This window comes from Mycolicibacterium sarraceniae, assembly GCF_010731875.1.
Lineage (GTDB): Bacteria > Actinomycetota > Actinomycetes > Mycobacteriales > Mycobacteriaceae > Mycobacterium > Mycobacterium sarraceniae.
In genome coordinates, this window is the sequence record NZ_AP022595.1 from 1,510,705 (window position 1) to 1,535,085 (window position 24,381).

At 64.5% G+C, this 24,381-nt stretch carries 25 protein-coding genes and 2 tRNA genes; 15 read left to right on the forward strand and 12 right to left on the reverse strand.

Translation table 11 applies throughout. From position 1 onward, the window contains the following. Positions 1-41 precede the first annotated feature (41 nt). The 5 genes from sigM to G6N13_RS07720 all read left to right on the forward strand — a co-directional run bounded on the left by sigM (position 42) and on the right by G6N13_RS07720 (position 3,918). Positions 42-578, forward strand: a complete 537-nt coding sequence (sigM, locus tag G6N13_RS07700) for an RNA polymerase sigma factor SigM (RefSeq protein WP_163695945.1) — start codon at positions 42-44, stop codon at positions 576-578. Positions 579-615: 37 nt separating this feature from the next. After that, positions 616-1,110 (forward strand): RsmA family anti-sigma factor, encoded by a 495-nt coding sequence (locus tag G6N13_RS07705; protein WP_163695947.1) that lies wholly within the window; start codon positions 616-618, stop codon positions 1,108-1,110. Positions 1,111-1,219: 109 nt separating this feature from the next. Continuing rightward, entirely contained in the window at positions 1,220-2,191 is a 972-nt protein-coding gene (gene trxB, locus G6N13_RS07710) for a thioredoxin-disulfide reductase (protein ID WP_163695949.1), read from the forward strand. Then, positions 2,188-2,520 (forward strand): thioredoxin, encoded by a 333-nt coding sequence (gene trxA, locus G6N13_RS07715; RefSeq protein ID WP_163695951.1) that lies wholly within the window; start codon positions 2,188-2,190, stop codon positions 2,518-2,520. The genes trxB and trxA overlap by 4 nt, the downstream gene beginning before the upstream one ends. Before the next feature lie 150 nt (positions 2,521-2,670). Further along, positions 2,671-3,918 carry an N-acetylmuramoyl-L-alanine amidase gene (locus G6N13_RS07720; protein WP_179965102.1) on the forward strand — a complete coding sequence of 416 codons (1,248 nt, stop codon included), beginning with the start codon at positions 2,671-2,673 and terminating at the stop codon, positions 3,916-3,918. A 4-nt stretch (positions 3,919-3,922) separates the two neighbouring features. On the opposite strand, the gene G6N13_RS07725 is transcribed toward G6N13_RS07720, so the two are convergent. The 9 genes from G6N13_RS07725 to rpmH all read right to left on the reverse strand — a co-directional run bounded on the left by G6N13_RS07725 (position 3,923) and on the right by rpmH (position 10,005). Beyond that, on the reverse strand, positions 3,923-4,654 hold the full coding sequence (locus tag G6N13_RS07725) for an acetyltransferase (RefSeq protein WP_163695954.1): 732 nt from the start codon (positions 4,652-4,654) through the stop codon (positions 3,923-3,925). Positions 4,655-4,882: 228 nt separating this feature from the next. Further along, the gene (locus tag G6N13_RS07730) at positions 4,883-5,854 is read right to left on the reverse strand and encodes a ParB/RepB/Spo0J family partition protein (protein ID WP_163695956.1); all 972 of its coding nucleotides are present in this window, start codon (positions 5,852-5,854) and stop codon (positions 4,883-4,885) included. 13 nt (positions 5,855-5,867) lie between these two features. After that, positions 5,868-6,809: a ParA family protein gene (locus G6N13_RS07735; RefSeq protein ID WP_163695958.1), complete on the reverse strand. Its 942-nt coding sequence runs from the start codon at positions 6,807-6,809 to the stop codon at positions 5,868-5,870. After that, on the reverse strand, positions 6,806-7,510 hold the full coding sequence (rsmG, locus tag G6N13_RS07740) for a 16S rRNA (guanine(527)-N(7))-methyltransferase RsmG (protein WP_163695960.1): 705 nt from the start codon (positions 7,508-7,510) through the stop codon (positions 6,806-6,808). Before rsmG ends, G6N13_RS07735 begins: the two co-directional genes overlap by 4 nt. A 46-nt stretch (positions 7,511-7,556) precedes the next feature. Continuing rightward, on the reverse strand, positions 7,557-8,096 hold the full coding sequence (locus G6N13_RS07745) for a Jag family protein (RefSeq protein ID WP_163695963.1): 540 nt from the start codon (positions 8,094-8,096) through the stop codon (positions 7,557-7,559). Between the two features lie 34 nt (positions 8,097-8,130). Beyond that, entirely contained in the window at positions 8,131-9,216 is a 1,086-nt protein-coding gene (gene yidC / locus G6N13_RS07750) for a membrane protein insertase YidC (RefSeq protein ID WP_163695965.1), read from the reverse strand. Beyond that, positions 9,209-9,490 carry a membrane protein insertion efficiency factor YidD gene (gene yidD, locus G6N13_RS07755; protein ID WP_163695967.1) on the reverse strand — a complete coding sequence of 94 codons (282 nt, stop codon included), beginning with the start codon at positions 9,488-9,490 and terminating at the stop codon, positions 9,209-9,211. Before yidD ends, yidC begins: the two co-directional genes overlap by 8 nt. Further along, positions 9,487-9,843, reverse strand: a complete 357-nt coding sequence (rnpA, locus tag G6N13_RS07760; protein WP_163695969.1) for a ribonuclease P protein component — start codon at positions 9,841-9,843, stop codon at positions 9,487-9,489. Before rnpA ends, yidD begins: the two co-directional genes overlap by 4 nt. An 18-nt stretch (positions 9,844-9,861) precedes the next feature. After that, entirely contained in the window at positions 9,862-10,005 is a 144-nt protein-coding gene (rpmH, locus tag G6N13_RS07765; RefSeq protein ID WP_005142265.1) for a 50S ribosomal protein L34, read from the reverse strand. Between the two features lie 596 nt (positions 10,006-10,601). Between rpmH and dnaA the strand changes: the two genes are divergently transcribed. The 10 genes from dnaA to G6N13_RS07815 all read left to right on the forward strand — a co-directional run bounded on the left by dnaA (position 10,602) and on the right by G6N13_RS07815 (position 22,434). Then, the gene (gene dnaA / locus G6N13_RS07770) at positions 10,602-12,104 is read left to right on the forward strand and encodes a chromosomal replication initiator protein DnaA (RefSeq protein WP_163695971.1); all 1,503 of its coding nucleotides are present in this window, start codon (positions 10,602-10,604) and stop codon (positions 12,102-12,104) included. Between the two features lie 511 nt (positions 12,105-12,615). After that, complete coding sequence (gene dnaN / locus G6N13_RS07775; RefSeq protein WP_179965103.1) at positions 12,616-13,803, forward strand: DNA polymerase III subunit beta; 1,188 nt, start codon at positions 12,616-12,618, stop codon at positions 13,801-13,803. Positions 13,804-13,830: 27 nt separating this feature from the next. Beyond that, the gene (gene gnd, locus G6N13_RS07780) at positions 13,831-14,724 is read left to right on the forward strand and encodes a phosphogluconate dehydrogenase (NAD(+)-dependent, decarboxylating) (protein ID WP_163695975.1); all 894 of its coding nucleotides are present in this window, start codon (positions 13,831-13,833) and stop codon (positions 14,722-14,724) included. Positions 14,725-14,733: 9 nt separating this feature from the next. Then, complete coding sequence (recF, locus tag G6N13_RS07785) at positions 14,734-15,879, forward strand: DNA replication/repair protein RecF (protein WP_163695977.1); 1,146 nt, start codon at positions 14,734-14,736, stop codon at positions 15,877-15,879. Next, positions 15,876-16,448 (forward strand): DUF721 family protein, encoded by a 573-nt coding sequence (locus G6N13_RS07790; protein ID WP_163695979.1) that lies wholly within the window; start codon positions 15,876-15,878, stop codon positions 16,446-16,448. The genes recF and G6N13_RS07790 overlap by 4 nt, the downstream gene beginning before the upstream one ends. Positions 16,449-16,670: 222 nt before the next feature. After that, the gene (gyrB, locus tag G6N13_RS07795) at positions 16,671-18,686 is read left to right on the forward strand and encodes a DNA topoisomerase (ATP-hydrolyzing) subunit B (protein ID WP_163701858.1); all 2,016 of its coding nucleotides are present in this window, start codon (positions 16,671-16,673) and stop codon (positions 18,684-18,686) included. Positions 18,687-18,714: 28 nt separating this feature from the next. Further along, positions 18,715-21,255, forward strand: coding sequence for a DNA gyrase subunit A (gene gyrA, locus G6N13_RS07800; RefSeq protein WP_163695981.1), 2,541 nt, complete (start codon positions 18,715-18,717; stop codon positions 21,253-21,255). 27 nt (positions 21,256-21,282) lie between these two features. Then, positions 21,283-22,089, forward strand: a complete 807-nt coding sequence (locus G6N13_RS07805) for a DUF3566 domain-containing protein (RefSeq protein WP_163695982.1) — start codon at positions 21,283-21,285, stop codon at positions 22,087-22,089. Positions 22,090-22,159: 70 nt separating this feature from the next. Further along, positions 22,160-22,233, forward strand: a tRNA-Ile gene (locus tag G6N13_RS07810). A gap of 128 nt (positions 22,234-22,361) precedes the next feature. Next, positions 22,362-22,434, forward strand: a tRNA-Ala gene (locus tag G6N13_RS07815). 27 nt (positions 22,435-22,461) lie between these two features. Here the strand turns inward: G6N13_RS07815 and G6N13_RS07820 are convergent. The 3 genes from G6N13_RS07820 to G6N13_RS07830 are packed head-to-tail and all read right to left on the reverse strand — an operon-like array spanning position 22,462 to position 24,282. After that, entirely contained in the window at positions 22,462-23,493 is a 1,032-nt protein-coding gene (locus tag G6N13_RS07820; protein ID WP_235677963.1) for a tyrosine-type recombinase/integrase, read from the reverse strand. Next, complete coding sequence (locus tag G6N13_RS26120; RefSeq protein WP_163695986.1) at positions 23,379-23,615, reverse strand: Arm DNA-binding domain-containing protein; 237 nt, start codon at positions 23,613-23,615, stop codon at positions 23,379-23,381. Before G6N13_RS26120 ends, G6N13_RS07820 begins: the two co-directional genes overlap by 115 nt. Further along, positions 23,602-24,282, reverse strand: a complete 681-nt coding sequence (locus G6N13_RS07830; protein ID WP_163695988.1) for a hypothetical protein — start codon at positions 24,280-24,282, stop codon at positions 23,602-23,604. Before G6N13_RS07830 ends, G6N13_RS26120 begins: the two co-directional genes overlap by 14 nt. Positions 24,283-24,381: the final 99 nt, after the last annotated feature.

Below are 24,381 nucleotides of genomic sequence, written 5' to 3' on the forward strand. Positions count from 1 at the left end.
GGTGAAGTGCCCGGACCTGCGGTATTCATTACCGTCCGGCCATGCTCAGCTTTCCTGGCCCGACCATCGCCCGCAGCGATGCCGAGCTGCTGATCGCACACGTCGCCGGTGATCGCTACGCGTTCGAGGAACTCATCGGTCGCCACCGCCTCCGCCTGTACCGGTTGGCCCGGCGGAAGACCCGCAGCCCCGAGGACGCCGCCGATGCGATGCAGGACGCCATGCTGGCCGCACACCGCGGTGCCGCCTCCTTCCGGCATGACGCGGCCGTCGGCAGCTGGTTGCACCGCATCGTCGTCAACGCCTGCCTGGACCGGCTGCGCCGTACCGTTGCACAACCCACGATCGAGCTGACCGACAGCGAGGCGGTCGGCGATCGGACCGCCCAGGTGGACACCATGTTGGTGGTACGGCGCGCGCTGATGCGGCTGCCCGCCGAGCAGCGGGCGGCGCTGTTGGCCGTCGACATGCACGGCTACTCGGTGGCCGATGCCGCCGTGCTGCTGGGTATCGCCGAAGGCACCGTCAAGAGCCGCTGCGCCCGGGGACGGGCACGGCTGATCGGTCTGCTGTGCTGATCTCCCCGGACGCTGATGTTCCCGGCACACTGGTCGGGTGGAGCCCACCCATACCGTCACCCCGGGAGCCACTCCGGGGGCCGCGCACGCCCGCAGCCCGGGAATCCGACGCGGCCGGCAGATCGCGGCCGGTGTCGGCCTCGTCGCCGTGCTGACCGCCGTCGGCCTCGGGACCACCGCACTGCTGGACTCCTCCGGTCCCACAACCAGCACCCTCACCAGCGCCAGCCTGATCACCGTCACGCCCACAATGCCGATATCCAGTCGTGAGCTCAACGCGCTGATCGCCCGTAGCCCCGACTTCGGCCCGCTGGCCGACCCCAAGCGGCGCGCAGCGTGCCTGAGCGCGCTGGGTTACCCCAGTTCGGTGCAGGTCCTGGGCGCTGCGACCCTGCAAGTGGACGGCCGGCCCGCCGTCGTGCTGGTGCTGCCCGGCGACCAGCCTGATGTCATCGTCGGGGTGACCGTCGCCGCATCCTGCAGCTCGGTCGCCACTGGACTGCTCGCCGATACGACCGTGCGCCGCCCATAGTGCACGGCCGGGAACAGCGCGGCCTACCCTGTTGTTTGACCAGGTGCCCTCACGGCACCCGACGCGCAGGCTTTCGGCCTGCAGCCCGGGACCGGGCAGAAAGGCTGGAATGAGCGCCAACGAAATTCATGACGTGATCGTCATCGGATCAGGCCCCGCCGGCTACACCGCGGCGATCTACACCGCCCGCGCGCAGCTGCAGCCCCTGGTCTTCGAAGGCACCTCCTTCGGCGGCGCGCTGATGACCACCACCGAGGTGGAGAACTTCCCCGGCTTCCGCTCGGGCATCACCGGCCCCGAGCTGATGGACGAGATGCGCGAGCAGGCCCTGCGCTTCGGCGCTGATCTGCGCATGGAAGATGTCGAGTCGGTGGAGCTGGACGGACCGGTCAAGAAGGTCGTCACCGGCGACGGCGAGACCCACCTCGCCCGCTCGGTCATCCTCGCGATGGGCGCTGCGGCTCGGTACCTGGGCGTTCCCGGCGAACAGGAACTGCTCGGCCGTGGTGTCAGCGCCTGCGCGACCTGCGACGGATTCTTCTTCAAAGACCAGGACATCGCCGTCATCGGCGGCGGCGACTCCGCAATGGAAGAGGCCACGTTCCTGACCCGCTTCGCGCGCAGCGTCACGCTGGTGCACCGCCGCGACGAATTCCGGGCCTCCCGGATCATGCTCGAGCGCGCGCAAGACAACGAAAAGATCACCTTCCTCACCAACACCGCGGTCGACGCCGTCGAAGGTGACAAAACCGTTTCCGGCCTGCGCGTCCACCATGTGCTCACCGGCGAGCAATCGACCCTGCCGGTGACCGGCGTGTTCGTCGCGATCGGTCATGATCCGCGCTCGGAGCTGGTCCGCGGTGCCGTAGACCTCGACCCCGCGGGCTACGTGCTGGTCGGTGAGCGCACCACCGCGACGTCGCTGGACGGCGTGTTCGCCGCCGGCGACCTGGTTGACCACACCTACCGGCAGGCCATCACCGCCGCGGGGATGGGCTGTTCAGCAGCGATCGACGCGGAGCGATGGCTGGCCGATGCCGATGCCGATGCAGACACCGAAATGATTGGAGCACATCAATGAGCGACGGCGGCGCAACCGTAACGGTTTCCGACGACTCCTTCAGCCAGGACGTCCTGTCCAGCGAAACCCCTGTCCTCGTTGACTTTTGGGCCACCTGGTGTGGTCCGTGTCGAATGGTCGCCCCGGTCCTCGAGGAGATCGCCACCGAGAAGGCGGGTTCGCTGACCGTGGCCAAGCTCGATGTCGACGCAAACCCGAGCACCGCCCGCGACTTTCAGGTGGTGTCGATTCCGACGCTCATCCTGTTCAAGGACGGTCAGCCGGTGAAGCGGATCGTCGGAGCCAAGGGCAAGGCTGCGCTGCTTCGCGAGATTGCCGACATCGTCTAGGTCACAGCCGAGACCGAGACGATTCCGTTATAGGCGGCTTCGCCTGCCGTTTTCCGGAATGCGGCAGGCTTCTGAGAGAATGCCTCCTAGCCTGTGAGCAATCGTCAGGGCTTCACTAGCCCGCTGACAATGGTGACCGAAGGGCCCTGCATGTCGAGTCTTCGCCACGGTTCCGGGAGCGATGCCTCCTGGGACCGGAGCGGCCGAGGTGATGTCTTGCGCCGCGGTGACCGCAGCGGTGCCGTCGTCGAAATTCGTGGGGCATTGGCTGCGCTGGGTCTGGTGGACAACCCCGATGAAAACCTCACCACCGGACGGCACATCGCGGCCGATGTGTTCGACGCCGACCTCGACCACGCGGTACGCGCGTTCCAGCAGCGCCGGGGCCTGCTGGTCGACGGGATCGTCGGCGAGGCCACCTACCGTGCGCTCAAGGAAGCCTCCTATCGGCTCGGGGCGCGCACCCTGGTCCACCAGTTCGGCGCCCCGATGTACGGCGACGATGTGGCCACGCTGCAGTCCAAGCTGCAGGAACTGGGTTTCTACACCGCGTTGGTGGACGGTTACTTCGGTTTGCAGACGCACAACTCGCTGATGTCGTATCAACGTGAGTACGGCATGGCCGCTGACGGTATCTGCGGCCCAGAAACATTGCGCTCGTTGTATTTTCTGGGTTCACGGGTCACCGGGGGCTCGCTGCACGCCATCCGGGAAGAGGAGTTGGTCCGCCGCTCCGGTCCCAGGCTGTCGGGTAAGCGGATCATCATCGATCCGGGCCGCGGCGGCGGTGACCACGGGCAGATCACCACCGGTCCTCATGGTCCGATCAGCGAAGCAGATATCCTGTGGGACTTGGCATCTCGGCTGGAAGGCCGGATGACGGCCATCGGCATGGAGACGTTCCTGTCGCGGCCGGCCAATCGCAGCCCACTGGACGCCGAGCGGGCAGCCATCGCCAATACCGTCGGCGCCGATCTGATGATCAGCCTGCGCTGCGAAACCCAGCCCAGTCCGTCGGCCAATGGCGTGGCGTCATTCTACTTTGGCAGCTCACACGGATCAGTCTCGACGATCGGTCGCAACCTGGCCGACTTCATTCAACGAGAAGTCGTGGCGCGCACCGGGTTACGCGATTGCCGGACCCATGGCCGGACCTGGGACCTGCTGCGGCTCACCAGAATGCCCACCGTCCAGGTCGACGTCGGATACATCACCAACCCGCGGGACCGCTCCATGCTGGTGACCAACCAGGATCGCGATGCGATTGCCGAAGGCATCCTGGCTGCCGTCAAGCGGCTGTACCTGTTGGGTAAGAACGACCGGCCCACCGGCACGTTTACCTTCGCCGAGCTCCTCGCTCACGAACTGTCGGTCGAACAGGCCCGGCCCGCTCTCTGAGCTGCTAACCGCGCAGCTGCGCGCCGGCTCCGACCGGCTCCTGCAGCTGCGCACTTTTCAGCAATCGTTCCAGTGCCGCCTCGACTTCAGCTTTCCAGCCAAGTCCCTTGTCGAGTTCCAAACGCAGCCGCGGGAAATAGCGATGCGGGGCGACGACGGTGAAGCCCGCGCCGAGAAGAAAGTCGGCGCCGATCATGCACTGGTCGAAGGAGCAGTCCCCCAGCGCCTCGATGGCCGGGCTCAGCTCGGGATCAGCGGTGTCGGGGTCGAGTAGCTCGGCGGTGTCGGCGGTCCGGCCGAACGCCTCCAATGCCCGCACGCCACGACGGACGAGCTCGCTGACCACCTGGCTGATCAACGAATGCGTCAGCCCATCGCTCTGGCCCGGTTCGACGCCCATCGATGTCAGCAACACGGCGTCCGCGCTGACCGGTCCGGTCGGGAAACGCTGCGCGCGCGGCACCGCGCGCGGCGGCGCGTAGAGCACGTAACCGAGGCACGGCTCATCCTCATCGGCGTCCGATCCCTCGGCGGGTGTCTTACTGGCGATCTGACCGCACGATCCCCACTCCAGCATGACCATCGACAGCCACGCTTCCTTCTCGAACTCGGGATCGGGAAGGTAGTCACCGGCGTCGAGCGTCGCGGGGTCGAGTTCCCAGAACACACATCGGCGGGCGTGCTTCGGTAACTGCTCGAACGCCTCGAGTCGCAGCGGCATGATGCGAACGGACACTAGCCTCCCCGGCTTTCAGGCGGTGCACATGTGCACGACAGCCCCTTCAGGATAGGAGAGCCGACACCGAACGTGCCAGTGCTGGCCGAGCAACCGAAATCTAGGCTCTCCTGCGACCAAAAAGGTTGGCGCACTGGGCAATTCCTCGCTCCAGGAGTTCGGCAGCGAAGGCTGACCGGCGTTGGCGTCACTGTGACGGAACTAGCTGGTATGGCGAGACCTGGTTTTTCACGCTCCCGGCCGGTTCATCATGTCCACAATGCGCTGCAAATCGTCGACCGACCCGAATTCGACGACGATCTTGCCTTTGCGCTTCCCGAGGCTCACCGTGACCCGGGTGTCGAAGGTGCTCGACAGCCGTTCGGCGACATCCTGGAGACCCGGCATCTGAATCGGCTTACGGCGCGGGGCCGGCGGTGCCTTGGTGTCCGACCGGTTGGCGAGGGTGACCGCTTCTTCGGTGGCACGCACCGACAATCCCTCGGCGATGATGCGTGCCGCCAACTCTTCCTGGGCCTCCGGGCCGGCTTCCAGCGAGAGCAGCGCCCGAGCATGTCCGGCTGACAGCACGCCCGCGGCGACCCGGCGCTGGACCGCGATCGGCAGTCGCAGCAACCGGATCATGTTGGAGATCACCGGACGTGATCGTCCGATCCGGCTGGCGAGTTCGTCGTGAGTGACTTCGAATTCCTCGAGTAACTGTTGGTAGGCCGCCGCCTCTTCCAACGGGTTGAGCTGCACCCGATGGATGTTCTCCAGCAGTGCGTCGCGCAACAGATTGTCTTCGGCGGTCTCGCGCACAATCGCCGGGATGGTCGCCAACCCGGCCTGCTGCGCGGCGCGCCACCGACGCTCCCCCATCACCAATTGGTAGCGGCTCGGCGCTCCCGTCGCGGCGTCCGCCACCGCGCGCACCACGATCGGCTGCATGAGCCCGAACTCACGGATTGAGTGCACCAGCTCCGCGAGCGCTTCCTCATCGAAGACCTGGCGGGGCTGGCGAGGGTTGGGCTCTATCGCCGCGGGGTCGATTTCCCGGTAGACCGCACCCACACTGTCCACACCCAGCGGAACACCACCGATCACGACATCGGCTGCCGCGTCGCCCAGTCGCGGGCCGCCAGCAGCTGGCCCGGTGGGGATCAGCGATGCGAGGCCCCGGCCGAGGCCGCCCTTTTTCTTCGATGACGGCTGGGTCATTACTGTGCCTCCACTAGGCCGGGTTGGCTCGTTGCGCGAGTTCTTTACTGGCGTCGAGGTAGCTCATCGCACCGCGTGAACCGGGATCGTAATCGATGATCGTCATGCTGTAGCCGGGCGCCTCGGACACCTTGACGCTACGCGGGATCACCGTTCCCAGGACCTTGTCGCCGAAGTAGCGGCGCACTTCGTTGGCGACCTGGTCGGCCAGTTTGGTCCGGCCGTCATACATCGTGAGGATGACGGTCGAGACGGACAGTCGCGGGTTGAGGTGAGCCCGGACCATCTCGATGTTGTTCATCAACTGCGAGACACCTTCCAGTGCGTAGTACTCACACTGGATCGGGATCAGGACTTCGGGCGCCGCCACGAGTGCGTTGATGGTGAGCAGCCCGAGCGACGGCGGGCAGTCGATGAAGACGTAGTCGAAGTCGGAATCGTCGAGGGCGGCCAGCGCGGTACGCAAACGGTTCTCCCGCGCCACCATGCTGACGAGTTCGATCTCGGCACCGGCGAGGTCGATCGTGGCGGGCACGCAGAACAGCCGGGTGCTATGCGGGCTCTGCTGAATCGCGGCCTGCAGCGGAATCTCCCCCAGCAGCACCTCGTACGACGACGGTGTGCCGGAGCGTCGGTCGGCGATCCCCAGCGCGGTGCTCGCATTGCCCTGCGGGTCGAGATCGATCACCAGGGTCTTGATTCCTTGGACGGCCAGCGCGGCTGCCATGTTGACGGCCGTCGTCGTCTTCCCGACGCCACCCTTCTGATTGGCGACCGTCAACACCCGGCGGCTGCGGGGCCGGGGTAACTGTCCGGCGACCGTGTGGAGGACCTGCATGGCACGCTCGGCCGCGGCACCGATCGGCGTCTCGTAGTTGTCGGTCGCCTTCCATGTTTCACGTGAAACATCGGCGTCCGACTTACCCGACGGATCGGGGTTCGATGGGACAGTCATGATCCTCTTCTCTCCGCGGTCCGCGTGGGCCGTTTCGCGCCTGGCGCTCGTTCCCCCCGGACCGCGATCACTACGGTCACGGGTGGATCCGAATAGCTCTCGCCACATCTCATCACCCTCACATCGGTTGCGCCTAGCGACATCATCCCGCGCCGCCCCTCGAGCACCTCCTCCTCGGCCCGCTCGCCTTTCATGGCCAGCATCCGACCCCCCGGGCGCAATAACGGGAGACTCCATCGGGTGAGTTTGTCCAGAGATGCCACCGCCCGCGAGACCACGACATCCGCTCCCCCGGCGCGCGTACGAACATTCGGCTCCTCGGCCCGACCACGGATGATCTCGATCGGCAAGTCGAGCACCGCAACAACCTCGTCGAGGAACTCGACGCGCCGCAGCATCGGTTCGATCAAAGCCACGTGGAGATCGGGGCGCGCGATCGCAATCGGCAGACCAGGCAAACCGGCGCCGCTTCCGATATCCGAGATCCGCGCGCCTGGCTCGATGAGCTCCGCGACCGCCGCACTGTTCAGGATGTGTCGGTCCCAGAGACGCTCAACTTCTCTGGGACCAATCAACCCCCGCTCGACACCAGGACCGGCAAGGAGGTCGGCGTAGCGATGGGCTTGGCCCAACCGGTCGCCGAAGACCGCCTCGGCGGCTATCGGAGGCGGGGGCGCAGCGCCATGTTTCACGTGAAACATCCTCCGGTCATCTCGGCCTCCGGCATCGAACTACATCGATGTAACTTCAGCCCTTCAGTACGACAACGCGACGCGAGGGCTCGACGCCTTCGCTCTCGCTGTGCACACCCTGCACACCGGCAACGGCGTCGTGCACGATCTTGCGCTCGAACGGCGTCATGGGTGCCAACTCTTCACGCTCGCCAGTCTCCAGCACGCGACGGGCCACCTTGTCGCCCAGAGCGCTCAACTCCTCGCGACGGCGACGGCGCCAGTTCGCGATGTCCAGCATCAGCCGGCTTCGCTCGCCGGTCTTCTGGTGCACGGCCAGTCGAGTCAGCTCTTGGAGCGCATCGAGAATCTCGCCCTTGCGGCCGACGAGCTTAGACAGATCCTCGCCACCGTCGATGCTCACGATCGCGCGATTGCCCTCGACATCGAGATCGATATCCCCATCGAAATCGAGCAGGTCGAGCAGCTCCTCCAAGTAGTCGCCCGCGATCTCTCCTTCGGCGACGAGACGCTCTTCCAAGTCCTCACCTTTTTCCGCCACCTGATCGACTGCTTCGGTGGTTGCGGTCACGTCGGTGATATCGGCTTCCGCCATGTGTCTCTCCCTCTTTCGCCGGAGCTATCTCCGGTCAACGCCTACGTTTCTTGGGCCGCGCGCCGGGGCGCGGGGTGCGGTCGGTCGTACCGCCGTCGGCCGGCTTCTCCGACCCGGAGTCCGTCTCGATGTCCGTCCCGGTGGCAGCCACATCTACAGCATCGTCAGCCGGCTCGGCCGCCGAACCATTGGCTGGCGTCGTACTCTTCTTCGGCTTGGTCGGCTTGACGCCCGGTGCCGGCGCGTTCGCAGCGCGGCGGGCCAAGGCCTCTTCTTTCTTGGCCTCTTCTTCCTTTTCAATCCTGCCGAACACGTAGTGCTGCTGGCCGAAGGTCCAGATGTTGTTGGACACCCAGTACACAATGATCGCGATCGGCAGGAACGGTCCACCGACGACAACGCCCAGAGGGAAGACGTACAACGCGAGTTTGTTCATCATCGCGGTCTGCGGGTTGGCCGCGGCCTCAGGGCTCTGCCGCGCAACCGAGGCCCGGCTGTTGAAGTAGGTCGCGATACCTGCCAGCAGCATCAACGGAATACCGACCGCCACCACCGCAGGGCGACTGAATTCGGTGAACGCATCCAAGCCGGACGTCTGGATCATGTTGGCGCCCAGTGGCGCGCCGAACAGGTTGGCGTCCAGGAAGTGGCCGACGTCGGTCGCACTGAAGAAGTAGTTCCCCAGCGACCGGTTCAGTTCCGGCGACAGCTGGGGCTGACCGAAGCCGCCCTGGGTCCGGTTGAACGAGCGCAACACGTGATAGAGACCGAGGAACACCGGGATCTGCGCCAGCATCGGTAGGCAGCCCAGGATTGGATTGAACCCGTGCTCGCGCTGCAGCTTCTGCATCTCCAGCGCCATCCGTTGGCGGTCCTTGCCGTACTTCTTCTGCAATGCCTTGATCTGGGGCTGCAGCTCCTGCATCTGGCGGGTGGTGCGGATCTGCCGGACGAACGGTTTGTAGAGGATCGCGCGAAGGCTGAACACCAGGAACATCACCGAAAGCGCCCAGGCGAAGAAGTTGGAGGGCCCGAGGATCAGCGCGAACAGCTTGTACCAGAGCCACATGATGCCCGACACCGGGTAATAGATGATGTCCAGGCTGAACCAGTTAAACATTCATGCTCCTGCTGTCGTATTCGACATCGGCCCCGGGTGCCTGCGGGCACCGCTCGGGTATTGGGTCCCATCCTCCCCGATGCCACGGCCCGCACTTCCCGAGCCGGATCACCGTCAGCCAGCTGCCCCGCACCAAGCCGTACTCGGTCAGCGCATCCACCGCGTACTGACTGCATGTCGGCGTGAACCGGCACGTCGGCAATCGCAGTGGCGAAGCAGTGTGGCGGTAGAGCTCGATGAGGAAGATCAGCACCCGAACCGGAAGGTGGGTCACCGCGCCTTCTCCATCAGATCGTGAGTACGACGCAGACCGATCCGCAGCTGCTGTTCCAGCCGGGCCGAGAGCGCCTGCCGGCTGGTGGGCAACGCCCGAATGACGATCCGCTCGTCGGGGGTGAGATCCGGAAGGACTGATTTGGCGACATGCCGCAGTCGGCGGGACACCTGATGCCGCTGCACCGCGTTGCCGACGGATTTCGCGACGACTAGTCCGATCCGTGGTCCGCCGCTGGTCCCGGATTCACGCCGCGCGTGCACGACGATGTCCGGCTGCGCCGCTCGCACCCCGTGCTTGATGGTGGCGCCGAACTCCGCAGACCGTGTCATCCGGAACTGAGCCGGGAGCACGCTGCCTGCTTTCGTGGATCAGGCAGTCAGGGAACGGCGCCCCTTGCGGCGCCGGCCCGTCACGATGGCGCGCCCGGCACGGGTGCGCATACGCAGACGGAAGCCATGAACCCGCGCCCGGCGCCGGTTGTTCGGCTGGAAGGTCCGCTTGCCCTTGGCCACGGCTATATCTCCTCGTCGTATGGCGGTCGCTGCCCGATCTACACACCTGTGTGTGTACCCGAACGAACGCGACCACTCGTTATAAGTTCTGGTCTTGCCCGTGATCGGCGCGGTCCCGAAACCCGGTCGCAGCCGTATCGCCAACGTGTGGGCGACTGTTTGAGGGTACTGACCCCACTTCCCCTGGTCAAACCGCAGTGTCGGGCCGTCATTCAGCGCGTCGATCCTGGCGGTCAGCAGGCTGACCAGGCCACCGTCGTCACAGCCGTCACGGCCGCCCCGCGCGTCGTGATAGCAGCGTGTTCCGAATGTTGCAGAACGGTTGGCACTCGCCCCGAAAACTGTTAGCTTCTGCCAAAGCCGCTTCAGTACGGGGCGGCATGCCGATGAACTAACGGGGGCACGACCGGCGGACGTCCAGACGACACCGATTGCTCGGATAAATTGCCAGCCCGAGTGCTTGCGCCGATATGCTGCGAGACGAGGACGACTGTCCTGTCCACACCTGTGGATAACTATGTGGACAGATTTGTCGTCGTCTTCTTTTATTTATCGACTATGTGGACTACTACCGATCTGACCAGGGGGATCTGTCGTTGAGCGAGGATCCCGGTTCTGCGTTCGCCACCGTGTGGAGCTCGGTTGTCGCCGAGCTGAACGGCGAAGGAGCCGCGGACACACGCCTCAGTGATGGCACTGGCGGCAATACTCCGCTGACTCCGCAACAACGGGCCTGGCTCAAGCTGGTCCAGCCGCTCACCATCGCCGAAGGCTTCGCGCTGCTGTCAGTTCCGAGCAGTTTCGTTCAAAACGAGATCGAACGCCATCTGCGGACTCAGATCGTCGACGCCTTGAGCCGCCGGCTGGGACAGCGCGTCGAACTCGGCGTCCGGATCGCCCCGCCCGATCTCGAAGAGCCCGAAGAAAGCGCCGCACCGGAGGTACCTGCGGTCGACCTCGAACTCGATGAGGTCGATGAGGATCGCGAAGCGCTGGCCAGCGCCCACGAAACCTGGCCCAGCTATTTCATCGAACGTCCCCGCAGCAATCCGTCAGCCGAGACACCCAGCATCAGCCTCAACCGGCGCTACACCTTCGACACTTTCGTCATCGGCGCCTCCAACCGGTTCGCACACGCCGCCGCCCTGGCGATTGCCGAAGCGCCAGCTCGCGCCTACAACCCCTTGTTCATCTGGGGTGAGTCCGGTCTGGGCAAGACCCATCTGCTGCACGCGGCCGGTAACTATGCTCAGCGGCTGTTTCCCGGGATGCGGGTGAAATACGTTTCAACCGAAGAGTTCACCAACGACTTCATCAACTCCCTGCGCGACGACCGCAAGGTCGCATTCAAACGCAGCTATCGCGATATCGACGTGCTGCTCGTCGACGACATCCAATTCATCGAAGGCAAGGAAGGTATCCAGGAAGAGTTCTTCCATACCTTCAACACGTTGCATAACGCCAACAAGCAGATCGTCATCTCCTCCGACCGCCCGCCCAAACAGCTGGCCACCCTCGAGGACCGGTTGCGCACCAGGTTCGAGTGGGGACTGATCACCGACGTTCAGCCGCCCGAGTTGGAAACGCGCATCGCAATCCTTCGTAAGAAGGCGCAGATGGACCGCCTCGATGTGCCCGATGATGTCCTGGAACTCATCGCCAGCAGCATCGAACGCAATATCCGCGAGCTCGAGGGTGCCCTGATCCGGGTTACCGCGTTCGCGTCGCTGAACAAGACCCCGATCGACAAGTCTCTCGCCGAGATCGTGTTGCGCGATCTCATCGCCGATGCCGGCACCATGCAGATCAGCACCGCAGCCATCATGGCCGCCACCGCCGAGTACTTCGACACCACGCTCGAGGAATTACGGGGCCCGGGCAAGACCAGGGCACTGGCTCAGTCCCGCCAGATCGCGATGTATCTCTGCCGAGAACTCACCGATCTGTCGCTGCCCAAGATCGGCCAGGCGTTCGGTCGCGACCACACCACGGTTATGTACGCGGAGAAGAAGATTCGCGGCGAAATGGCCCATCGCCGTGAGGTGTTCGATCACGTCAAGGAACTCACCACGCGGATTCGTCAGCGCTCCAAGCGCTGAGATCCCACTTTTTCTGTCATCTCCGCGAAAAAACTTTGACCACTGTCGTACCAGTGGTCACACTCCCAGCCTGTGCACACCACTGTGGAGAACCCCGTGGATCTTCGTCGAAGTACCGGAATGACAAAGAACAACGCCCGGCTGTCCACACCCACCCTGCGATTCGCCAACAGTCATGCACAACTGATGCACACACCCGAACCGCCGTCGAGCAGGCAACGGACCGTCCGGTCCACAGGTCGCACAGGCCCTATTACTACTGCAGTTATCTCTCTTCCACTTTCCTCTTTAAAGACAGGTTTGGGGACAAGCCCGTTCACAGCTCGTCCGGACAGCTCCCGCGGTGCTCGTGTCACCCCGATCGACTAGCTTTCAAGATGGCTCCCGACGCTCTACGGTTGTTCTTCTGACTGCCGTTCTGCGGCTGTCGCTCACAGATCATGCTCGCCGCCGCTTCGGCAGGGGTGGACGCTGGTCGGGGGTTATTGGGTGATGAAGGGACTGAGTGCACGTGGCAACAACGACGGTTGGCTCCGACTTGAAGTTCCGCCTAGTGCGGGAAGACTTCGCCGATGCGGTGGCCTGGGTTGCCCGTAATCTTCCGAGTCGCCCGACCGTTCCGGTGCTGGCCGGGGTATTGCTGACCGGCACCGATGAGGGTTTGTCCATTTCCGGCTTCGACTACGAGGTTTCGGCCGAAGTCCGTGTCGCTGCCGAAATCGCCTCTCCGGGAAGCGTTTTGGTGTCCGGTCGGTTGTTGTCCGATATCACCCGGTCGCTGCCCGCCAAGCCCGTCGATGTCAGTGTGGAGGGCACCCGGGTGTCGTTGACGTGCGGGAGCGCGCGATTCTCGCTGCCGACCATGGCGGTCGAGGACTATCCGGCGCTGCCCGAGCTGCCGGAGGAAACCGGTGTGATCTCGGCGGATCTGTTCGGCGAAGCGATCGGTCAGGTGGCGGTGGCGGCCGGCCGCGACGACACGCTGCCGATGCTGACCGGCATCCGGGTGGAGATTTCCGGTGAGACAGTTGTTTTGGCGGCTACCGATCGGTTCCGGCTGGCCGTGCGCGAGCTGACCTGGGCGACGGCATCGCCGAGTCTGGAAGCCGCGGTTCTGGTCCCGGCGAAGACGTTGGCCGAGGCGGCGAAAGCCGGTACGTCTGGTTCCGAGGTGAATCTGGCGCTCGGCGCGGGTGCTGCGGTCGGTAAAGAAGGCCTTCTCGGCATTCGCAGCGGCGGTAAGCGCAGCACCACCCGCCTGCTTGACGCGGAGTTCCCGAAATTCCGGCAGCTGCTGCCCGCTGAGCACACCGCCATCGCGACTATCGGTGTCGGCGAGCTGACCGAAGCGATCAAACGTGTCGCCCTGGTTGCCGACCGCGGTGCGCAGGTCCGGATGGAATTCAGTGACGGGTTGCTGCATCTGTCCGCTGGCGTCGACGATGTCGGTCGTGCCGAAGAAGACCTGCCAGTCGATTTCGCCGGCGAGCCGCTGACGATCGCGTTCAACCCTACGTACCTGACGGATGGTCTCAGCTCGCTGCACTCCGACCGAGTGACATTCGGGTTCACCACCCCCAGCCGGCCCGCGGTGCTGCGGCCGGCGAATGGTGATGAACAGGTAGAAGGCACCGGGCCGTTCCCTGCCGTTCAGACCGATTACGTATATCTGTTGATGCCGGTCCGGCTACCCGGTTAACCCGGACCCTGACCTAGAGAGGCACATATGCAGTTGGGTTTGATCGGTCTTGGAAAAATGGGCTTCAACATGCGCCAACGCTTGCGCGAGGGCGGACATGAAGTGATCGGGTACGACCCGAGACCAGAAGTTACGGATGTCCCCAGCTTGGCTGGGTTGGCTGAAGCGCTGACCGCGCCGCGTGTCGTCTGGGTGATGGTGCCCTCCGGGCACATCACCGATGACACGATTACCGAACTGTCCGAGGTTCTCAGCCCCGGTGACCTGGTTGTCGACGGTGGTAACTCGAAGTACACCGAAGACAGCAAGCACGCGGAACTGCTTGGCGTAAAAGGGATTTCGTTCGTCGATGCCGGCGTGTCCGGTGGAATCTGGGGCCTCGCGGAGGGTTATGGCCTGATGGTCGGCGGCAGCGATGACGATGTTGCCCGCGTCATGCCGATCTTCGAGACCCTGCGCCCGCCGGGTGAACTCGCCGACGGTTTCGTTCATGCCGGTCCGGTGGGTGCGGGTCACTACGCCAAGATGGTGCACAACGGCATCGAATACGGGCTGATGATGGCCTATTCCGAAGGCTACGAATTGCTTGCTGCCGAACCGCTGATCAAGGACACCCAGGCTGTCATCCAGGCTTGGACGAACGGGACGGTCGTGCGGTCGTGGCTGCAACAGCTATTGGCCAAGGCACTCGCCGAAGATCCGTCGTTCGAAGCGATTTCGGGGTACACCGAGGATTCTGGTGAAGGTCGCTGGACCGTCGAAGAGGCGATCCGTCACCGGGTGCCGATGCCGGTCATCGCTGCGTCGCTGTTCGCGAGGTTTGCTTCTCGGCAAGAAGATTCGCCGACGATGAAGGCAGTCTCGGCGCTGCGCAATCAGTTCGGTGGACACGCGGTCAAGCGAGTCTCTGAGTCCGGATAACGAGGCACGATGTACGTCCGGCACCTGGCGCTACGCGACTTTCGATCGTGGCAACACGTCGAGCTCGAATTAGCGCCGGGCCGGACGGTCTTCGTCGGCCAGAACGGCTTCGGGAAGACGAATCTTGTTGAGGCACTGTGGTATTGCGCGACTCTTGGATCCCATCGAGTGGCCACCGATGCCCCGCTGATCAGGGCAGGCGCCGAGCGTGCGGTGGTGTCGACAATTGTCGTCAATGAGGGGCGTGAGCTTGCGGTTGATATCGAGATAGCCGCGGGCCGGGCCAACAAGGCACGGCTGAACCGGTCCCCGGTCCGCAGTACTCGTGAAATCGTCGGGGCGGTGCGCGCGGTGTTGTTTGCCCCCGAGGATCTTGCGCTGGTGCGCGGCGATCCTGGGGAGCGTCGGCGGTATCTCGACGAGCTGGCTTCAGTGCGGCGACCGCGCGTCGCCGCGATCCGGGCGGATTACGAGAAAGTACTCAAACAACGCACCGCGCTACTGAAATCAGCTGCGGGAAGGCGCTTTCAGGGTGACGTCGGCGTGCTCGAAACGCTCGACGTGTGGGATGGTCACCTCGCCGCGCATGGCGCGGAGCTGATGGCAGCCCGGATGGAGCTGACAAATCTGTTGGCTCCGGAAGTGCAGAAGGCATACCAGTTGTTGGCACCGGCGTCGCGGCCCGCTGCGATTGCCTACCGCAGCAGCGTCGAACTGGATGACGCGGGCCACGATGTCGAGTATCTCGAGGCCGCGCTTCTGGCCGGACTCGCCGCGCGCCGTGGCGCTGAACTGGAGCGGGGGGTATGCCTGGTCGGGCCGCACCGCGACGACCTCGAATTGCGCCTGGGCGATGAGCCGGCCAAGGGTTTCGCCAGTCACGGCGAATCCTGGTCTATGGCACTGGCTTTGCGCCTGGCCTCCTATGAGCTGCTGTGTGCCGAGGGCAGTGAGCCGGTGCTGATTCTCGACGATGTGTTCGCCGAATTGGACAATGCCCGCCGTCAGGCGTTGGCAGGCGTTGCAGCCGAAGCCGAACAGGTGCTGATCACCGCGGCCGTCGGCGAGGACATCCCGACGGACTGGGATGCCACCCGGATCGGTATTTCCTTGCGCGATGATGATGGCGGCCGGATGTCGGAGGTGGCGTCATGATTGAACCCGACGATGACGCCGAGGAAGTGACGGGTCCGCCAGAACATCTGGCCGGATTGGCCGGGATGGATCTGGTCCGCCGCACGCTCGAGGAGGCCCGCGGGGCCGCGCGCAGTCAGGGCAAGGAAGTCGGCCGAGGGCGTCGCTCCCCCGGCGCCCGGCGCAACGCCGAGCGGGATGGCCGCCGCCGCTGGTCGGGACCGGGGCCGGATGGCCGCGATCCGCAGGCCTTCGGGACAGTCGCCAATGAGCTGGCGAAGTCGCGGGGCTGGACCCCCAAGGTGGCTGAGGGCACGGTGTTCGCGCAGTGGCCGACAGTGGTGGGTGAGCAGATTGCCGAGCACGCCGAGCCGACAGCACTGCGCGATGGCGTGTTGAGTGTGGTGGCCGAGTCGACGGCGTGGGCTACCCAGTTGCGGATGGTGCAGGCCCAGCTACTGGCCAAGATTGCCGCCGCGGTCGGGGATGGGGTGGTGACGGCGCTGAAGATCACCGGACCGGTGGCTCCGTCGTGGCGTAAGGGCAAGTTGCACATCTCCGGGCGGGGTCCCCGAGACACGTACGGCTGAGGTTTCCTACCACAGTCGGCTGACAGCCACGACACGCGCGCTGCGTAGCGGTTCAGGCGTCGAGACGTATGCCGATCCGAGAAATTCGGTGCACGGCGCAACTAGGTGTGTAGAAACGCCGCCACAGGATCAGTCCGGAGAGCGCTAACCGGTAGACTTATTCAAGACCTGCGCGCGGTTGTGAATCGAGCGCTTGCGAATCCCAAGGAGAGCGTTCCGCTAGTGGCTGCCAAAGAACAGTACGGTGCCGACTCAATCAAGGTCCTCGAAGGCTTGGAGGCGGTCCGGAAGCGTCCGGGTATGTATATCGGATCCACCGGTGAACGAGGGCTCCATCATCTGGTGTGGGAAGTCGTCGACAACTCGGTCGACGAGGCCATGGCCGGCTTCGCCACGACGGTTACGGTGCGCATTCTCGAGGACGGCGGAGTCGAGGTCACCGATGACGGCCGCGGTATCCCGGTTGCTATGCACGCCACCGGAATTCCCACTATCGACGTCGTCATGACGGTCCTGCATGCCGGCGGCAAGTTCGAAGAGGGCGCCTATCAGGTCTCGGGCGGTCTGCACGGCGTGGGCGTTTCGGTGGTGAACGCGCTGTCAAGTCGCCTGGAGGCCGACGTCCGCACGGATGGCTACGAGTGGTTCCAGACCTACGACCATTCGGTGCCGGGGACCCTGCGTCAGGGTGAGAAGACCCGTAAGACCGGTACCACCGTCCGGTTCTGGGCAGATCCTAATATCTTCGAGACAACGACCTACGACTTCGAGACGATCGCGCGGCGCCTGCAGGAAATGGCCTTCCTCAACAAGGGCCTCACGATCGATCTGACCGACGAACGCGTCACCCCCGAACAGGTTGTCGACGAGGTTGTCAGTGACACGGCCGCAGCGCCGAAGTCTGCCGAAGAGAAAGCCGCGGAAGCCGCATCCGGTCAGCACAAGGTCAAGCATCGGGTGTTCCACTACCCCGGCGGTCTGGTTGATTTCGTCAAGCACATCAACCGCACCAAGAATTCGATCCAGCCCAGCGTCATCGACTTCGACGGCAAAGGTGAGGGCCACGAGGTCGAGATCGCGATGCAGTGGAATGCCGGCTACTCGGAGTCGGTGCACACCTTCGCGAACACGATCAACACCCACGAGGGCGGTACTCACGAAGAGGGGTTCCGTGCGGCGCTGACCACGGTGGTCAACAAGTACGCCAAGGACAAGAAGCTGCTCAAGGAAAAGGACGCCAACCTCACCGGCGACGATATCCGCGAGGGCCTGGCCGCGGTGATCTCGGTGAAGGTGCAGCAGCCGCAGTTCGAAGGGCAGACCAAGACCAAACTCGGCAACACCGAGGTGAAGTCGTTTGTGCAGAAAATCTGCAACGAACAGCTGACCCACTGGTTCGAAGCCAACCCCACCGAGGCCAAGACCGTCGTGAACAAGGCGGTCTCCTCGGCCCAGGCACGCATCGCGGCCCGCAAGGCGCGAGAACTGGTGCGGCGCAAGAGCGCCACCGACATCGGCGGCCTGCCCGGCAAGCTCGCGGATTGCCGTTCGACCGACCCGAGCAAGTCGGAACTGTATGTGGTGGAGGGTGATTCGGCCGGCGGCTCGGCAAAGAGTGGCCGCGACTCGATGTTCCAGGCGATCCTGCCGCTGCGCGGCAAGATCATCAACGTCGAGAAGGCCCGTATCGACCGGGTGCTGAAGAACACCGAAGTCCAGGCGATCATCACCGCGCTGGGCACCGGCATCCACGACGAGTTCGACCTCGCCAAGCTGCGCTATCACAAGATCGTGCTGATGGCCGACGCCGACGTTGACGGACAACACATTTCGACGCTGCTGCTGACGCTCTTGTTCCGGTTTATGAAGCCGCTGGTAGAAAATGGCCACATCTTCCTCGCGCAGCCGCCGCTGTACAAGCTGAAGTGGCAGCGCAGTGAGCCGGAGTTCGCCTATTCCGACCGAGAGCGTGACGGTCTGCTCGAGGCGGGCAAGGCGGCAGGCAAACGGATCAACGTCGATGACGGTATCCAGCGCTACAAGGGTCTGGGTGAGATGGACGCCAAAGAGCTGTGGGAAACCACCATGGATCCGTCGGTTCGGGTGCTGCGCCAGGTGACGCTGGACGACGCCGCCGCGGCTGACGAGCTGTTCTCCATCCTGATGGGCGAAGACGTCGAAGCCCGCCGCAGTTTCATCACGCGTAACGCCAAAGACGTCCGCTTCCTGGATGTTTAGCCCCGCATAGGGACAAAAGAGGAATCACATGACTGATACCACGTTGCCCCCGAGCGACGAAGCCGGCGACCGCATCGAGCCGGTCGACATCCAGCAGGAGATGCAGCGCAGCTACATCGACTACGCGATGAGCGTCATCGTCGGGCGCGCGCTGCCCGAGGTGCGGGACGGCCTCAAGCCGGTGCACCGCCGCGTGCTCTACGCGATGTACGACTCCGGATTCCGCCCCGACCGTGGTCATGCGAAATCCGCACGCTCGGTGGCCGAGACGATGGGTAACTATCACCCACACGGTGATTCGTCGATCTACGACACCCTTGTGCGTATGGCGCAGCCGTGGTCACTGCGCTATCCGCTGGTCGACGGACAGGGCAACTTCGGTTCACCGGGCAATGACCCCGCGGCCGCCATGCGGTACACCGAAGCGCGCCTGACCCCGTTGGCCATGGAGATGCTGCGTGAAATCGATGAGGAGACAGTCGATTTCATCCCGAACTATGACGGCCGTGTGCAAGAGCCGACGGTTCTGCCCAGCCGGTTCCCCAACCTGCTGGCCAACGGGTCGGGCGGTATCGCCGTCGGTATGGCCACCAATATCCCGCCGCACAACCTGCGCGAGTTGGCCGAAGCCGTCTACTGGTGCCTCGATAACCATGAAGCCGACGAAGAGGCGACGCTGGAGGCCTGCCGGGAGCGGGTCAAGGGCCCGGACTTTCCCACCCACGGTCTGATCGTCGGGTCGTCAGGCATCAACGACGCGTACACGACGGGCCGGGGCTCGATCCGGATGCGCGGCGTCGTGGAGATCGAAGAGGATGCGCGCGGCCGCACGTCGATCGTCATCACCGAGTTGCCGTATCAGGTCAACCACGACAACTTCATCACCTCCATCGCCGAGCAGGTCCGTGACGGCAAGCTCGGCGGTATCTCCAATATCGAAGACCAGTCCAGTGACCGGGTAGGCCTGCGCATTGTCGTCGAGATCAAGCGCGACGCCGTGGCCAAGGTGGTGCTGAACAACCTCTACAAGCACACCCAGCTGCAGACCAGCTTCGGCGCCAACATGCTGTCGATCGTTGACGGCGTGCCCCGCACGCTGCGCCTGGACCAGATGATCCGCTACTACGTCGAGCATCAACTCGACGTGATCATCCGGCGCACCCGCTACCGGTTGCGCAAAGCCAACGAGCGGGCCCACATTCTGCGCGGTCTGGTCAAGGCTCTCGACGCCCTCGATGAGGTCATCGCCTTGATCCGGGCCTCGGAGAGCGCCGATGTCGCCCGGGTCGGCTTGATGGAGCTGCTCGACGTCGACGAGATCCAGGCGCAGGCCATCCTCGATATGCAGCTGCGCCGGCTGGCTGCCCTGGAGCGTCAGCGCATCGTCGACGACCTCGCCAAGATCGAGGCCGAGATCGCCGACCTGGAAGACATCCTGGCCAAGCCGGAACGTCAGCGCGCGATCGTCCGCGACGAACTCGCCGAGATCGCCGACAAGTACGGCGACGACCGGCGCACCCGGATCATCGCCTCCGACGGCGACGTCTCCGATGAAGACCTGATCGCCCGCGAGGACGTCGTCGTCACCATCACCGAGACCGGTTACGCCAAGCGGACCAAGACCGACCTATACCGCAGCCAGAAGCGCGGCGGCAAGGGTGTGCAGGGCGCGGGGCTCAAACAGGACGACATCGTGCGGCACTTTTTCGTGTCATCGACGCACGACTGGATCCTGTTCTTCACCACGCAAGGCCGGGTGTATCGGGCCAAGGCCTACGAGCTGCCGGAAGCCTCGCGCACCGCGCGCGGCCAGCACGTGGCCAACCTGCTGGCGTTCCAGCCCGAAGAGCGCATTGCTCAGGTCATCCAGATCAAGAGCTATGAGGACGCGCCCTATCTGGTGCTGGCCACCCGCAACGGCCTGGTGAAGAAGACCAAGCTCACCGACTTCGACTCCAACCGCTCCGGCGGGATCGTCGCGATCAACCTGCGCGACGGCGACGAACTGGTCGGTGCGGTGCTGTGCTCCGCGCAGGACGACCTGTTGCTGGTGAGCGCCAACGGGCAGTCCATCCGGTTCTCTGCCACCGACGAGGCGCTGCGCCCGATGGGCCGGGCGACCTCGGGTGTTCAGGGCATGCGATTCAACGATGACGACCGGCTGCTGTCGCTGAATGTCGTGATCGAAGGCACGTACCTGCTGGTCGCCACCGCGGGTGGTTACGCCAAGCGGACGGCCATCGACGAGTACACCGTTCAGGGACGCGGCGGTAAAGGCATCCTGACCATTCAATACGACCGCAGGCGTGGCAGTCTGGTGGGCGCGTTGGTGGTCGATGAAGACAGTGAGCTGTATGCCATCACCTCGGGCGGCGGCGTCATCCGCACCGCTGCTCGTCAGGTCCGCAAGGCCGGGCGCCAGACAAAGGGCGTTCGCTTGATGAACCTGGGCGAGGGCGACACACTGTTAGCCATCGCCCGCAATGCGGAGGAGCAGGACGAGAGCACGGACGATGTGGCCGAGCGTGACGCCGAATCCGGTAAAACGGCCGAATCCGATGAAACGTAAGTGCGGCGGGACAGGTAAGGAGTAGCGGTGAGCGCACCGAACGAGCCGGGCCAACCCGGACCGGGTGCTAACGGTGGATCCGGCGAGGTTCCGCCCTGGCAGCGCGGTGCGACGCGGGCCCGACAGGGCGGTGCGCCACAGCGACCGGCAGGCGAGGCTCAGCAGCCCCGGCCGCCCGCCCCGCCGCAGGGTCCCCCGCAGGGGCCGCCGTCGAGTATCGAGGCCCGGGTGAATCGGTTCATCACCGGCTCGGCTGCACCCGACCGGGCCGGTGCGGGCGGACCGCCGGCCCCGCCGCAGCAGCCGCGCCCCGAGGCCGCACGCTCGGAGGGCTCCGGCAGCGAGTTGCCGGATCTGTCGGGGCCGACCCCGCCCAAGCCGACCCCTCCGCAGAACAAGCCGGCCTCGGATCAGCCGTTCCGGCCGAATGGTGCGGCCCCGCGGGTTGCGTTGGCGGCCAACCGGTCTCGCAGTCCGGTGCGGGCTAGCATGCAGATCCGCCACATCGATCCGTGGAGCGCGCTGAAGGTGTCGCTGCTGCTGTCGGTGGCCTTGTTCTTCGTGTGGATGATCGCGGTGGCGCTCCTTTATCTCGTGCTCGGCGGTATGGGCGTGTGGAGCAAGCTCAACAGCAACGTCGGCGATCTGCTGACGGCCACCAGTGGTGGTGGCGGCGAGCTGGTGTCCAGCGGGACGATCTTCGGCGGCGCGGCACTGATCGGGCTGGTGAACATCGTGCTGCTGACGGCGATGGCGACCGTCGGGGCGTTCATCTACAACCTCAGCACCGACATCGTCGGCGGTATCGAGGTCACACTGGCCGATCGCGACTAGCGCCGCATTCACCGGTTTGGGCGTGGTGCCCGTGGTGGGGTAATCTCGTCGCTCGTCCGTATGTGTATACGGGCCTATAGCTCAGGCGGTTAGAGCGCTTCGCTGATAACGAAGAGGTCGGAGGTTCGAGTCCTCCTAGGCCCACGATGTCCTGGTCGACAGGAAGGGCGCCCGTGCGGATTGCACTGCTGGTAGCGGTGTTGGTCGCGGGCGCCGCGGTCATTCGGAGCCGTCGCGGCGAAGTCTGGCACACCCTCGGCGACCGAGACTGAGGGGCCTTAGCTCAGTTGGTAGAGCGCTGCCTTTGCAAGGCAGATGTCAGGAGTTCGAATCTCCTAGGCTCCACAACAATTCGCGCAGGTCAAGCACTATCTACGCGACGGCCGGTGCCGATGGTACCGCTTCCGTGACCACATTCTGACCACACTTTCGAGTTAAAAGCGCATTGATGGCCACCCCGACCGCCTCAACGTCCGAGCCGTACAGGTGGCCGTAGCGGTCGAGCGTCAGCGCCGCCGACTCGTGGCCGAGCATGTTCTGCAGGCTCTTGATGTTTGCCCCGGCCTGGATCGCCAACGACGCCGCGGTGTGCCGCAACTCATGGAGCTTGAAGTCGTAGATCGCCGTGTCACGGCCTTCTTCATCCCGCACCGTCCGGGGGAACAGCTCGGCGGCCGTGACGGCATCCGACCACCACCGACGCCGCACATTCGTCCCCCGCATGTGACCGCCTTGGCTATCGGGGAAGACCAGCGCGCCGGGCTCCCCCGGCGCCAGGAGGTCGGCGTCGAACTCCGGGAGGCTCACCGTGCGGCCCTTCCCGTTCTTCGGCGTGCCGATGACGAACTGACCGTCGACGAGTGTCACCGACCGCGAGATCCTGATGGTCTTCTCATCGAGATGAACATCTCGCCAGCGCAGTTCGGCCACGTCACCGAATCGCAGCCCGCACGTCCCCAGCACGTACACCAGAGGCCGGTGATAGCCGGCTGCTGCTGCCAGGGCGTGCAGCTGCTCCAAGGTGAGGAACCGCTGCTCCACCGACTCCACCGAAGGCAACTCCACCCCGTCGACAGGATTCACGACCAACCGGTTCTCCGCCACCGCCATCGCAAGCACCTGGCGCAGCACCCCGATGGTCTTGTGCACCGACGCTGGCGCGTGCGTACGGCCCAGGTCCACGACCCATTCCCTGACCAGCTGCCGAGTCACATCGCCGATCGCCACCGCGGCGCGCTCAGTGATGAAGGTGTCCAGCACGACCTGATACCGCGCCCGAGTCGACGGCTTCAGCTTGTGCTTGGACCCGAGCCACTTCCGGGCGTACTCCCCCAGTTGCACCCGGCCCGCGGCCGGCGCGACATACGCCCCGCGCCGCTTGTCGACCTCCAGTTGTTGGCCCAAGCCTCCGCATCGCGCTTAGTCGCGAAGCCGCGCTTCGTGGTCTGACTACGATCGGGAGTCCGATATCGAACCCGATAACGCGTTGCCCCAGAGGCTATTTGGTACTTCTCAATCGTCGCCATCGATAACCGCCCGGAGTTCCGTCTTCAGCTGGCGGGAGACTATGCCCTTCTTCTGAGCGTTTGCGCCCGGGCCGGACAATTCGTCCCTTCGCTGGACAAAGGTCTTTCCCCACGCGCGTGTCATCGCCGATGCCGCCGTCATCTTGCCCACTCCCAGTGATCGCGCCATGCGTTCGTCACCCTCGGCGAAGTCACGAATAACGCCATTGGTGGGCCCCGGCCGTCGCAGGTGCGGAGGTATCTCCTCGGCAGCTTCTTTCATCGCCGACATTGATTCTCCAACCTTGCTCCAAAAGGCTTCCTGCACTTCGCCATCCAGATCACTGATCACGACGTCGAACGCCTGACCCTCTAGGAGATTGCGCAGCCGGGCGGCATCCAATACGAGCCTGTCGTTGATACGCACAAGACCGTCAACAGCGAAGAGGTCAGCTAGGCCGATGTGTCTCTCCTGGGCAATTTCCGATAGCGCTCCGGCGACCGCAAGCAGAGTGGGTAGGGACGGGGCAATACGGCCCGACTCGAAATCCCCAACTCGACCACTCGACCACGGAAGTCCGACCGCTTTGGCTGCCTTGGCGACCTCGGCCAGCGTGGCGCCAGCTGCCTGACGTATTGAGCGCGCAGACGTCCCGGCGGCCTCGCTCATTGTCCAGACGTCTGTCATGACACGAACGATACCGCGATTTCTAGTGACTTGACGTGAAGCAGCTGAAGGTGTCCAATATCGACAGTGACGCACCGTAATTTCTGGTGACGCCGAAAA